This window comes from Brevibacillus sp. HB1.2 (assembly GCF_013332495.1).
Classification (GTDB): Bacteria; Bacillota; Bacilli; order Brevibacillales; family Brevibacillaceae; genus Brevibacillus; species Brevibacillus porteri.
Map to the genome: position 1 here is coordinate 930,171 of NZ_JABMIU010000001.1, position 11,646 is coordinate 941,816.

General features: G+C 48.9%; 12 protein-coding genes and 1 other annotated feature (1 of these 13 cut by a window edge). Of the genes, 4 read left to right on the plus strand and 8 right to left on the minus strand.

Translation table 11 applies throughout. The features are described from left to right. Nucleotides 1–151 (plus strand) — a binding site (T-box leader) (it extends 114 nt beyond the left edge of the window). A 48-nt stretch (nt 152–199) separates the two neighbouring features. Together argS and HPY28_RS04330 are read left to right on the plus strand one after the other, a co-directional pair. Continuing rightward, nucleotides 200–1,915 carry an arginine--tRNA ligase gene (argS, locus tag HPY28_RS04325; RefSeq protein WP_174230118.1) on the plus strand — a complete coding sequence of 572 codons (1,716 nt, stop codon included), beginning with the start codon at nt 200–202 and terminating at the stop codon, nt 1,913–1,915. 125 nt (nt 1,916–2,040) lie between these two features. Beyond that, entirely contained in the window at nt 2,041–2,403 is a 363-nt protein-coding gene (locus tag HPY28_RS04330) for a hypothetical protein (RefSeq protein WP_017247876.1), read from the plus strand. Nucleotides 2,404–2,487: 84 nt separating this feature from the next. Here HPY28_RS04330 and HPY28_RS04335 read toward each other — a convergent pair whose 3' ends face one another. Genes HPY28_RS04335 through HPY28_RS04360 form a run of 6 tightly spaced genes read right to left on the minus strand, consistent with a single transcriptional unit; the run spans nt 2,488 to nt 7,360 of the window. Further along, a complete protein-coding gene (locus HPY28_RS04335; protein ID WP_174230119.1) occupies nt 2,488–3,669 on the minus strand; it encodes a thiolase family protein in 1,182 nt (393 codons plus the stop codon). Nucleotides 3,670–3,696: 27 nt separating this feature from the next. Next, on the minus strand, nt 3,697–4,437 hold the full coding sequence (locus HPY28_RS04340) for an amino acid ABC transporter ATP-binding protein (protein WP_144616442.1): 741 nt from the start codon (nt 4,435–4,437) through the stop codon (nt 3,697–3,699). A 17-nt stretch (nt 4,438–4,454) separates the two neighbouring features. Further along, the gene (locus HPY28_RS04345; protein ID WP_174230120.1) at nt 4,455–5,120 is read right to left on the minus strand and encodes an amino acid ABC transporter permease; all 666 of its coding nucleotides are present in this window, start codon (nt 5,118–5,120) and stop codon (nt 4,455–4,457) included. Nucleotides 5,121–5,169: 49 nt separating this feature from the next. After that, nucleotides 5,170–5,988: an ABC transporter substrate-binding protein gene (locus HPY28_RS04350; protein ID WP_174230121.1), complete on the minus strand. Its 819-nt coding sequence runs from the start codon at nt 5,986–5,988 to the stop codon at nt 5,170–5,172. Nucleotides 5,989–6,032: 44 nt separating this feature from the next. Beyond that, complete coding sequence (locus HPY28_RS04355; protein WP_017247871.1) at nt 6,033–6,695, minus strand: 3-oxoacid CoA-transferase subunit B; 663 nt, start codon at nt 6,693–6,695, stop codon at nt 6,033–6,035. Next, the gene (locus HPY28_RS04360) at nt 6,695–7,360 is read right to left on the minus strand and encodes a CoA transferase subunit A (RefSeq protein WP_017247870.1); all 666 of its coding nucleotides are present in this window, start codon (nt 7,358–7,360) and stop codon (nt 6,695–6,697) included. Before HPY28_RS04360 ends, HPY28_RS04355 begins: the two co-directional genes overlap by 1 nt. Nucleotides 7,361–7,641: 281 nt before the next feature. Here HPY28_RS04360 and HPY28_RS04365 point away from each other — a divergent pair, with 281 nt between their 5' ends. Beyond that, complete coding sequence (locus tag HPY28_RS04365) at nt 7,642–9,063, plus strand: sigma-54 interaction domain-containing protein (RefSeq protein ID WP_174230122.1); 1,422 nt, start codon at nt 7,642–7,644, stop codon at nt 9,061–9,063. 335 nt (nt 9,064–9,398) lie between these two features. On the opposite strand, the gene HPY28_RS04370 is transcribed toward HPY28_RS04365, so the two are convergent. Beyond that, nucleotides 9,399–9,800 (minus strand): hypothetical protein, encoded by a 402-nt coding sequence (locus HPY28_RS04370; protein ID WP_174230123.1) that lies wholly within the window; start codon nt 9,798–9,800, stop codon nt 9,399–9,401. Nucleotides 9,801–9,851: 51 nt separating this feature from the next. Next, nucleotides 9,852–10,694: a deoxyribonuclease IV gene (locus tag HPY28_RS04375; RefSeq protein WP_174230124.1), complete on the minus strand. Its 843-nt coding sequence runs from the start codon at nt 10,692–10,694 to the stop codon at nt 9,852–9,854. Between the two features lie 322 nt (nt 10,695–11,016). Between HPY28_RS04375 and HPY28_RS04380 the strand changes: the two genes are divergently transcribed. Next, entirely contained in the window at nt 11,017–11,610 is a 594-nt protein-coding gene (locus tag HPY28_RS04380; RefSeq protein WP_017247866.1) for a TetR/AcrR family transcriptional regulator, read from the plus strand. Nucleotides 11,611–11,646 lie beyond the last annotated feature (36 nt).

Below are 11,646 nucleotides of genomic sequence, written 5' to 3' on the forward strand. Positions count from 1 at the left end.
ATCCTACGCCAGTCAATATGGGCAACGGATCGTGTAGGGCTATGCCGGGACTGCCCGTTACAGCAGGTCAAGCGGTTTTTGTCTTCCAAGTTTACTGGAAGGGAAAAACAACAAGAGTGGCACCGCGGGAGTATAACCTCTCGTCTCTTTTTCACAGGAGACGTAGAGGTTTTTTTATTTTTGAAAGGGGATTTATCAAATGAGCTACAAACACCAAGTCGCTGAAAAGATTGCCGCTACGCTCTCCTCGATGGGCGTAGACACACTGACAAAAGAAGCCGTATACGGCATGCTGGAAACACCACCAAACCCTGCAATGGGCGATGTGGCCTTCCCTTGCTTCCAATTGGCAAAAGCATTGCGCAAAGCCCCACCGATGATCGCATCAGAGCTGGCTGGACAGCTCTCCGGTGCACCATTGCGCGAATCACAAGCAGTTGGACCGTATGTGAACCTGTTCCTAGACCAAGAAAATGTAGCAGAGCAAGTAATCGGAACCATCATTACGCAAGGCAGCACATATGGAAGCAGCAATGTCGGTCAAGGACGCAAAGTACCAATCGACCTCTCCTCACCGAATATCGCCAAGCCGTTTTCCATGGGGCATCTGCGCTCCACTGTAATCGGAAACGCGATTGCCAACATCATGGAAAAGCAAGGCTACGAGCCAGTGCGCATCAATCACTTGGGTGACTGGGGTACGCAGTTCGGTAAACTGATCGTTGCGTACCGCCTCTGGGGTGACGAAGCAAAGGTAAAAGCAGAACCAATCAAGGAGCTGCTCAGCCTCTACGTTCGCTTCCACGAAGAAGTCGAAAACGATTCTACGCTGGAAGACCAAGGCCGTGAATGGTTCAAAAAGCTCGAGGATGGCGACGAAGAAGCACAGCATCTGTGGAAATGGTTCCGTGATGAGTCCCTCAAGGAATTCATGAAGATCTACGACCTGATGAACGTAGCCTTCGACTCCACACACGGTGAAGCATTCTACAACGACAAAATGGATCGCGTTGTTACGTTGCTCGAGGAAAAAGGTCTCTTGACTGAATCCGACGGTGCGATGGTCGTGAACCTCGATGAATACAACATGCCGCCATGCCTGATCAAAAAATCAGACGGCGCTACCCTGTACGCTACGCGTGATTTGGCTGCTGCCCTCTTCCGCCACGAATCGTACGATTTTGCAAAAGCACTCTATGTCGTAGGGAACGAGCAACGCCTCCACTTCCAGCAGCTCTATAAAGTGTTGGAAAAAATGGGCTATGCTTGGTCCGCAAATATGCACCACATCCCATTCGGCATGATGCTCAAGGACGGCAAGAAAATGTCCACGCGTAAAGGGAAAGTGGTTCTCTTGGAAGAAGTGTTGGCACAGGCCATTTCTGATGTCCAAAAAGTCATCGAAGAGAAAAACCCTACGCTATCCAATAAAGAAGAGGTGGCTCGTCAAGTCGGGGTAGGCGCAGTTATTTTCCATGACTTGAAAAACTTCCGCCTGAATGATGTCAACTTCTCCTGGGAAGAGATGCTGACCTTCGAAGGGGAAACAGGACCATACGTGCAATACGCACACGCTCGTGCATGCTCACTCTTGCGCAGAGGTGGCTACCAGCCAGCAACGACAGTGAACCTGGCTTCCGGTGCACTCGACAGCAAAGAGGCTTGGGCAGTGATTACCCTCTTGAACGCGTTCCCAGAGGTAATCGAACGTGCTGCCGATAACTTCGATCCGTCGCAAATCGGCAAGTATGTGATCGACCTGGCGCAAACATTCAACAAATTCTATGCGAATGTACGCATTCTGGCTGAGGAAGAAGATGTGACAGCATCCCGTCTCCAGCTCGTAGCAGCAGTCGTTGCTGTACTAAAGGAAGGTCTGCGTCTGCTCGGTTTGGCTGCTCCAGAAGAAATGTAAGAAAGAATACGAAAAGCCGGTTGCCTTCCTCTTGCGGGGAAGCTCCGGCTTTTTTGATAGTCCCGTGTCATCATCATTCATCTGTGAGATAATGAAACGATGGCAGATGAATGAGGTGATCAACGATGGGAAGACGTGTACATTTTGGAAAGACGGATTTTACCTTGCGTCTCACTGGCTTGCATACCTTCTTAGCCTTGAAGAGCACCATCACGTTACCGTATCAATCGATCAAGCATGTCGAGGTCGGTTCTTTTGTTCCGCCAAAATGGATGTTGCGCATGCCAGGGACGTCTATAGCTCCATTGAACATATATGAAGGAAGCTTTCAGCATGGAAATGAATGGTACTTCCTTTCTTTTGCCCAGACTGATTCGTTGTTGATTCTAGAAGTAGAGGGTCATGTTAAATATCAGCATGTCATTGTACAGCTGGAAAACCCAACAGAAGTAGCGGCCACATTGCGAAAATACTTACACGAACAATAGGTCCCCTAATAAGCGATCACACTTTCATGGCAAAAAGCCCCGACATATCAATGTTCGGGGCTTTTTCATATGCACATGAGAATTTTACATCGTCAAATTTTCATAGATCACTGACATCCCCATGCCACCTGCCATGCACAGCGTCACCATGCCATACTTCTCTCGTCTGCGCATCATTTCGTTCATCAACGTCACTGTCAGTTTAGCACCAGTAGCTCCCACAGGGTGACCCAAGGCAATCGCGCCTCCATTGACATTCACCTTGCTCCTGTCCAGCTCCAGGCATTTGATTACAGACAAAGCCTGGGCGGCAAATGCCTCGTTCAATTCGATGAGTCCAATGTCACCCTGCGTCAATCCCGCTTTCTCCAGCACCTTCTGCGTGGCTGGCACTGGTCCGATTCCCATCACCCCAGGTTCGACGCCTGCGCTGGCAAAAGCCTTGATTTTCACGAGCGGAGTCAAACCCGCTTCCTCCGCCTTTTCACGAGACATCATCAATACAGCGGCTGCGCCGTCATTCATCGGACACGCATTTCCGGCAGTGATGGTTCCTTCATTTTGAAAAACACTTTTCAGCTTAGCCAGCTCTTCCAGCTTGATATCATGGCGAACGGATTCATCTTGCGCAAATACGCGGGTGCCTTTGCGATCCTTGATTTCAATCGGTACGATCTCACTCTCGAACGTACCCGCTTCGATTGCTGCCGCTGCTCTTACGTGACTCTCGTAGGCATAACGATCCTGCTCCTCACGGGAAATACCGTACTGTACAGCCAGCCGTTCTGCCGTCATGCCCATATGCTCACCAGTCAACGAGCAGATCAAGCCATCGGATAAGAGAGCGTCCTCCATGGACAAATTGCCAAATTTGCTGCCCCAGCGGTTCTTCACGAGGTAGGGAACATTGCTCATGGACTCCACTCCCCCCGCAATCACCACATCCTCTTGACCTGCTGCTATGGCTAGCGCACCGTTGCCAATCGCCTTCAATCCTGAACCACATGCTTTGATGACGATGTGACCATAGACATTGCGTGGAAATCCCGCCAGCTGCGAGCTGATACGTGCAGCATTGAGTCCTCCCCCATGTACGTAACCATTGCCAAAAATCACTTCATTGACTTGTTCCTTCGGCAAATCAACCTTATTCATCAAGCCTTCCAACACTTGCCGCCCCAGCTCTGTCACCGGTACGTCACGTAGGCTCTTCCCGAATGCACCCACTGCACTGCGCACACCCGCGACTATGACCACATCTTTCATGCCACAGCTCCCTTTCGTTTTCTGCCATTACAGTACACGGTTCAAAAATTCTCTCGTGCGCTCTTCTTTCGGGTTGTTGAAAATTTCTTGGGGTCTAGCCATCTCGATGATCTTGCCTTGATTCATAAACGCAACCCAATCGGCCACTTCCTTGGCGAACCCCATTTCGTGCGTCACAATAATCATCGTCATTCCTTCTTGCGCGAGCTGCTTCATTGTCTCTAGCACTTCCCCTACCAGCTCTGGGTCAAGCGCTGAGGTTGGTTCGTCGAAAAGCATGATCTCAGGCTTCATCGCCAGTGAACGAGCAATTGCCACGCGTTGCTTTTGTCCGCCGGAGAGGCTGGACGGGTAGGCGTCCGCTTTTTCAGAAAGACCTACCTTTTGCAGCAGCCGGAGCGCTTCCTGCTTCGTTTCTTCCTTGTCCGCTTTCTTAGCAATCAGCGGTGCCTCCATGATGTTTTCCAGTACCGTTTTATGCGGAAACAGATTGAAGTGCTGGAACACCATGCCTACCTTTTGCCGTACTTTGGTCAAGTCATCCTTTTTCGGGTCGATGCTTTTCCCTTCGATATAGATCTCTCCGCCGTCCTTGATCTCCAGAAAATTAATGCATCGAATCAATGTGCTTTTCCCCGATCCACTGGCACCGATCAAGACGACGACCTCGCCCTTTCCGACTTGTAAGGTAACATCCTTGAGAACTTCCACTTTTCCGAAGCTTTTCTTCAAATTTTGCACGCGTATCATTTCTCTTTGCTTTTCCATCGTCTTTCCCCTCCGCTTTACGCCTCTCCTTTGGCCAGACGCTTCTCCATGATGTGGACCACAAACGTAAACACCATGACAATGACCAAGTAATAAAGCGCCACAATCAAAAAGTACGTCATTTCGTCAAACGTTTCCGCAGACAAGCGGCGGGCTAGTGAGAACAACTCATCCATGGCAATGAAAGCGGCCAGAGATGATTCCTTCAAAGACAAAATAAACTGGTTACCAAGCGGCGGGATCGATCTTTTCATCGCTTGCGGCAAAATGATCCGACGCATGGTCTGACGAGTGGACATGCCCAAAGACAGCCCTGCCTCCAATTGTCCTTTATCAATCGACTGAATAGCACCCCGGAAAATCTCTGCGATATAGGCTCCGCTGTGAATCGCCAAAGCGAGCGCTGCTGACCAAAATTGACCGAGGTCAATGATTTTGTAAAAGCCGAAATACAAGACGAATATTTGCACGATCAGCGGTGTCCCGCGAATGATCATGATGTACGCATTGGCTACGAAACGTGCAACGGGAAGCTTGGATACCTTTAACAAAGCGACAAACAATCCGATAATCGAGCCTACGATAACAGAAGCGATCGTCAACTGAAATGTCAGCAGCAACGGCTTCCAAAAAAACGGCAATGTCCGGAAAAACTCTTCTGTCAGATGGGCAAAACTGGGCACTTGATGCCACCCCTCACTCGTAATGGAATATACTTGTTATACCAACTCACTATTCGGCTTTGCTGATGTCGCGATTAAAATACTTTTCGCTCAATTTGACGTAGGTACCATCTTCCATCATTTGCTTGAGCACTTCGTTGATCTTGTTCAGCAATTCCGTATTTCCTTTGCGCACTGCGATTCCGTGCTTGACTTCCGAGAGTGGCGACCCGCTTTTCTTGAGCTTCAAGCCTTGCCCAATGGCAATCTCCCCTACGACGCTATCTGTAATCACGACATCATGTTTTCCCTGCTCCAAGGCACGCAGAGCCGTTACATCACTGTCATACGTTTTGATGTTATCCGTATACTCCCGCGCCATCTTTTCATGTGTAGTGCCGAGTGCAACTGCCACTTCCTTGCCTTTTAATCCTTCCAGCGTGCTAATGGTCCCATCCGGGCGAACGAACAGTTGACCACCGGACAAGTAGTACGGGTCTGCGAAATCAACCTGCTGCTTCCGCTCTTCTGTAATCGCATGGCTGGCAATCGCCGCATCGTAGCGTCCTTCCTTTACCCCTGCGATAATACCGGAAAAAGGCGACGTGACTGGCTTTGGCTCAAGCCCCAAGCGCTTGGCGATCTCATTACCGATCTCGACATCAAAGCCGGTCAATTGACCATCCTTGAAGTAGCTGAATGGCTGATATTCACCTGATGCCGCGTATACAAATACGCCTGCCTCTTTTGTCATGGACGATGCATTTCCAGCAGTAGCCCCACCCGCTTGACCTCCCGCACTGTTTGTGGAAGCGCCTTGGCTACATCCGCTTACAAGTAGTGACAACGAAAATACGACTCCTGCGATTGTATTCCATGTTTTTTTCATCTGTTCCATCCCCCAATTCTTTATGTTCACGCTTACAATTCTCATTACTCTACTATTTGTAAATTTTCTGAAATCATTAGAGGTGCTCCGGTATGCGTGATGACATTTTCCAAGGTGTACGGGTACATGACCTCTGTCAAAAGCAAGCCTCTTTGCGTGACCTCGATAACGGCCCTCTCGGTGATAATGAGATCAACGCAGCCCTTCGCTGTCAGTGGCAACGTGCACTCCCTGCGAATTTTGGGCTCCCCTGTCTGATTGACATGGCTCATGAGCACGATTACTTTCTTCGCGTAATAGGCTAGCTCTGCTCCTCCACCAATTCCGTGAACGCGTGAGCCAGGAACAATCCAGTTTGCCAGATCTCCTCGGCGATTCACCTGCAAAGCCCCGATAAACGCTGCATCCAGCTTTCTTCTTCGGATCATGCCATACGCTATGGTGCTGTCGAAATACGATGCCCCCGGTACTACGGTAACAGGTGCTCCACCTGCGTTGGAAATATGCTGGTCCTCTTCTCCCTTTAACGGCGTAGGTCCGACTCCCAAGATTCCATTCACCGAGTGAAACATGACTTGCCATTCATGCGGGATAAAATCAGCGACGAGCTCAGGTATCCCAATCCCCAAGTTCACTGCCATTCCGGGAGCGACCTCTTTGGCTGCACGCCATGCAACCATATTTCGCTGATCCACTTCCAACCCCATTAGCTGTTCCCTCCGCCACTTACCACGATATAATCCACAAAAATGCCAGGCGTCACGATTTTATCCGGGTCCAGCTCTCCTGCCGGAACGATCTCCTCCACCTCAGCGATCGTGATATCTGCGGCCATCGCTACTAGCGGATTCAGATTTCTTGCCGCCTTGTCATAAATGAGGTTTCCGTAAGTATCCGCCTGTTTCGCATAGACGATCCCTACCTCCGCTGTAAGGGCAGCTTCAATCTGACAAGTTCTTCCGGCAAAAGCAAATGGCTCTGCTCCTTCCATTCGCTCTCCTCTCACATGCGCATCTACAACGATTCCCGGAATGCCAACACCTCCTGCCCGAATCTTTTCTGCGAAAATTCCTTGTGGACAAAATGTCACTTCCAGCATCCCGTCCATCATTCGTTGACCTGCTTCGGGATTGGAGCCAATATGTGTGGTTATCAGCCGCCTCACCCGTCCATGACTAATCAGCTTTCCGATTCCGATTTCCGGATACCCCGCATCAATTCCGATGAGTGTCAAGTTTTGCACGCCTTTGTGCAAGATCGCATCAATCAAGTGTGCTGGGGAACCAATCGTGCCGAATCCGCCATACATCAGCCGGGTGCCATCCAGAACATGCTCCACTGCTTGTTCGTGCGTCACCAGTTTTGATAACATCGCATGCTTTTCCTTATCTCTTATTCTTGGGTCAATCGCTTACGTCTAACTATGTAATAGCAATTCTTGTGCCAAGCCTTAAAAGGGCAAGAAAACGCAATCAAGCTAAAAGCATTCCTTTCCGGTTGAGTCGAAGTAGATTCACTTTCGAATCGAAAAGTAGGAAAAGTCTAACTTTTCGCTTGAATCTATTTCGACTCAACTATTTTTAATTTCGATTCACTATACAACGATCAATTTGATCTTGTACAATCAGTTGAAAAACCAGGGAGCTACTCAACATGGAAAAAGCTGCGGAGATACTAGCATTGTCTTCTGTTGATCGTTTTATTGACATCCTGAACACACTGGCAGATGGCATATTCATTGCTGATGCGCAGGGAACTACTTTATGGTTAAACAATGCCAGTGAAAACCTGTGTGGTCTACCAAAAGCCGAACTCATCGGGCAAAACGTATCCGACCTCGAAGAAATGGGGATTTTCAGTCCTTCAGTTACCCGCTTGGTTTTAGAAACGGGAAAACCGACCACAACCATTCAACTCGTCAATAGTAAAGGGAAGTTCCTGGTGACCGGGCATATCATCCCGGATGAGGATGGGAGACCGGAGCTGATCGTTTCCCACTCACGTGATATCACAGAGGCAGCCCGTGCCAGTTCGCAGCTGGAAGAGACGGTCGCTTTGCTTAAGCGGTACAGCGAAGAGATTCAGCTCATGAAGTGGGAAGCGAGCCAGAGCTCTTCTCAAACCATGATTGGCAACAGTCGTTCCTATCTCGCCCTGTTGGAATTAATGAAAAAAGCAGCCCCTGTCGACACAACTGTGTTTATTACGGGTGAAACAGGCGTAGGAAAAAGCTATCTTGCGGAGCAAATCCACCAGTTGAGCGAACGAAGAAGCGGGCCGTTCGTCCACGTCAACTGTAGCGCCATTCCTGAAACCTTGATCGAGTCAGAGCTGTTCGGCTACCACAAAGGGGCATTTACGGGGGCGAGTCACTCGGGGAAAATCGGATTAGTGAAAATGGCGGACAAAGGGACGCTTTTCTTGGATGAAATCAGCGAGCTTCCCTACCACTTGCAATCGAAATTATTGCTGCTTTTGCAAAACAAAACATTTATGCCGATCGGCGGCACAAAAACATACACAGCTGATATCCGCATCATAACGGCAACGAATGCCAACCTTCAGGAACTCGTGCGGTTGGGCAAATTCAGGCACGACCTGTACTATCGCCTAAATATTTTGCCAATCAATGTTCCGCCATTACGGGAGAGAAAGGACGATATTTTCCCTTTACTCCACCACAATTTACAGCGATTCAATAGCAAGCATAACCAGAAACGTCGTTTTTCCCCGGAAGCGCTGGATGTTTTGCATCAATACGAATGGCCTGGGAATGTGCGGGAGTTGGAAAATTTGGTAGAGCGGATCGTGATTACGTCCAAGCTGGATGAAATCCAAGTCAGTGATTTGCCAGAAGAACTGCGGAGTATTCGTGAGCTGGAGGAAGGGATTCTTTCACTCGGTTCTCTTTCTCTTACAGAGCGGATGGAGAAAATTGAGATGGAATTTATTCTGCAAGCATTGCGCACGCATAAAACGACTCGCAAAACAGCAGCGGCCCTCGGCATTACCCAGTCTCTTCTCATGCGACGGATTAAAAAGTATGGGGTTCAACTGGATTTTGAGGACGAGTGAGTCAACATAGTGGAGGAGAAGAAAAAGCGCAGTTCTCTTCGACTCTGACACGCCCTCAAGGGGGATTGACTGTCCGTCTCCACTTAAAAAAGGGGACCGTCGAGCCAAAGCCACCCTACGGGCGGAAGTTTCTCAAAGAAGAAGTGTTCGACAAGCGTGGTCCCTTTTTTAAGTTCCGACTGGGTAGGCGTTGTCAAGGTCTGCGAGTCCTGCGCTTTTTCTTCTCACCAGCTTTGTCGGTTCATCGGTACCTTTTAAACGCAGGGAGAAAAGCTCCTGACATTCTTGGCATAAAAAAGGAGCGCTATCTCGCAGCGCTCCTTTTCATTCTTGGATTACTCTTCAATCTTCTTTGCTTTTTTGCCAAACCACGTATTGGCAACCAGCTCGACGACTTGCTTCGGCAGTGATTGCGGTGCTTGGATTTCTGTTCCAGCCTTGTCCACTGTGCGGTACAGCAAAGCCTTGTCATCTGCTGGGTCAGACATGGTTTGCAGTGTCCACTCGCCGATTTGTCCGGCGTTTGTCCACTCTTCGATCATCTGCTGATACTCCCCTGGAGCCAGCTCGATGTAATCTTCGTCTGTCACATCCACAATCGCGTATCCATCATGCTCGATTTCAGCATCGTATGTATTTCCGTTGGCCGCTTCGTACAGAGCGAGCTCCTCCGGGTTATTCAAGTTTTCTGTAAGATGAGTAAAATCCGCAATCGTCACCTTAATACGCTTTTTCATAGGTACCCCTCCCGAGTTGAACACATCATTTCACACTCTACCACAACATGGTCAGCCCTGCCAATTGTCTCTAAGTAGACGAACATGTTTGATTTCTTCGCTATGGCCTCCTTCTGAGCCTCTCGCCGTTTCCAGAACGATGGGAAGTCCTTGCAATTCGGGTGTTTGTAAGAAAGCCGCAATGGCTGCATCACCAATCATCCCTTTTCCGATGGAAGCATGTCGGTCTCGAAAGGAACCACTCGGATAAACGGAATCGTTCAGATGAACGGCACGCAAGCTCGTAAAATAATCGAGCTCTCGCATCCGATCGGCTACTTCCCCCCAATCATTCCCTTTCCACAATCCGCTGGCAAATGCATGACACGTATCCAGGCAAAAGCCTACCTTCTGTGGCTCAGCAAACAATTGTCGAACCTGCGTGAGCTCTTCAATTGTTGTGCCCATGCGATTGCCTTGTCCGGCATTGTTTTCGATTAACAGCTGGGCCTTTCCATCCCAGCCATCCAGTATTTGATTGACCATCTGGATCATGATTTTGTAACCGGTAAGTACATCAGCGCCTTTATACTGGCCAAAATGAACGACCACGCCCAACGCTCCACAAGCTTCGGCAATTTCAAGATCATTTCGTACGGAGCCCACTGTAACAGCGAAAAGCTCCTCCTCCTCGACGCAAAGATTCACCGGGTATGGCGTATGGGCAATCGACAGCATGCCGTTTTGCTGACAAAAAGCGCGACATCGCTCTGCGTCCCGGGCATCGAATTGCTTGACACCTAGGCTTCGCGGGTTTTTCGGGAAAAATTGAAAGGATAACGCTCCTTCTTTGTATGCAGTTCTCGCTGCCTCCTCATACCCATGACGAATACTGACATGACAACCGATTTGCAAGGTAATCCCGCCCTTCTCTCGCTTCCTTTCATTGCTTGTTCAAAAAGTCGTCTTTTCAGCACCAAGAAAGTGGTGTGAACCTGAAAAAGGAGGAGCGGAATGTAGGGAACCTACATGCGTACCGGACTTTGAAGGTGAACACCTCTTTCGACGCCGAATAGACTTTCAGGACGACTCCGTGATCAAAAGACGACTTTTTGAAATACCTCTATCATTTTTCCCTCTGTCTCTTCTTCTCAATCGAATACTTGCGCTTCCCTGTCAAATCGAATAAACTAAAACTAAACCGAACGTTCAGTCTAGAAGAAGGAGCATTTGTAAAATGTCAAAGCGTCGTCTCGATGGGGAGAAAACCAAGCAACATATCGTAGAGAAAGCCACCGAGTTATTTTCTCAGAAAGGCTATTCAGCCACTTCCATTGAGGACATTTGCCAAGCAACTGGAGCGAGTAAGGGCAGCCTCTATTACCACTTCAAAAACAAGGAGCAGTTGTTCCTGTATTTGCTTGAAAAACAGTACAACGAATGGGAATATCTGTGGCAGGAAAAAGAAAAAGAATTCGAGACATCTATCGATAAACTGTACGGCTTAGCTGTTTTTTTCTTGGAGGATTATTTGTCCCACCCTCTAAAAAAAGCGGGCGAAGAGTTCTCCGGTAGCCAGCTAGCAGATCCAGTCATTTTGGAACAAGTGCTAGAAATGCTCGGCTCCACGTATACCCTCTATACTTCCCTCTTCCAAGAAGGAATCGACCGAGGCGAGTTCGCCCCATGCGATCCCGAAGAAATGGCGATGATACTGGAAGGGCTGATGAACGGAATCATTAACGTGGGTTATCAAATGGAAGACGAGCGTCTTTATGCTCTGCTGAAAAGGAGCATTGACGTTTTGCTGCATGGCATTGCTGCCAAGTAGCATTTTTTTCAACTTTTATTAGACCGGACGTTCGGT

Bases quoted from the DNA above. Each gene is read 5' to 3' on its own strand.
- argS (WP_174230118.1), top strand. From the start codon at position 200: ATGAGCTACAAACACCAAGTCGCTGAAAAGATTGCCGCTACGCTCTCC.
- HPY28_RS04330 (WP_017247876.1), top strand. From the start codon at position 2,041: ATGGGAAGACGTGTACATTTTGGAAAGACGGATTTTACCTTGCGTCTC.
- HPY28_RS04335 (WP_174230119.1), bottom strand. From the start codon at position 3,669: ATGAAAGATGTGGTCATAGTCGCGGGTGTGCGCAGTGCAGTGGGTGCA.
- HPY28_RS04340 (WP_144616442.1), bottom strand. From the start codon at position 4,437: ATGGAAAAGCAAAGAGAAATGATACGCGTGCAAAATTTGAAGAAAAGC.
- HPY28_RS04350 (WP_174230121.1), bottom strand. From the start codon at position 5,988: ATGAAAAAAACATGGAATACAATCGCAGGAGTCGTATTTTCGTTGTCA.
- HPY28_RS04355 (WP_017247871.1), bottom strand. From the start codon at position 6,695: ATGGGGTTGGAAGTGGATCAGCGAAATATGGTTGCATGGCGTGCAGCC.
- HPY28_RS04360 (WP_017247870.1), bottom strand. From the start codon at position 7,360: ATGTTATCAAAACTGGTGACGCACGAACAAGCAGTGGAGCATGTTCTG.
- HPY28_RS04365 (WP_174230122.1), top strand. From the start codon at position 7,642: ATGGAAAAAGCTGCGGAGATACTAGCATTGTCTTCTGTTGATCGTTTT.
- HPY28_RS04370 (WP_174230123.1), bottom strand. From the start codon at position 9,800: ATGAAAAAGCGTATTAAGGTGACGATTGCGGATTTTACTCATCTTACA.
- HPY28_RS04380 (WP_017247866.1), top strand. From the start codon at position 11,017: ATGTCAAAGCGTCGTCTCGATGGGGAGAAAACCAAGCAACATATCGTA.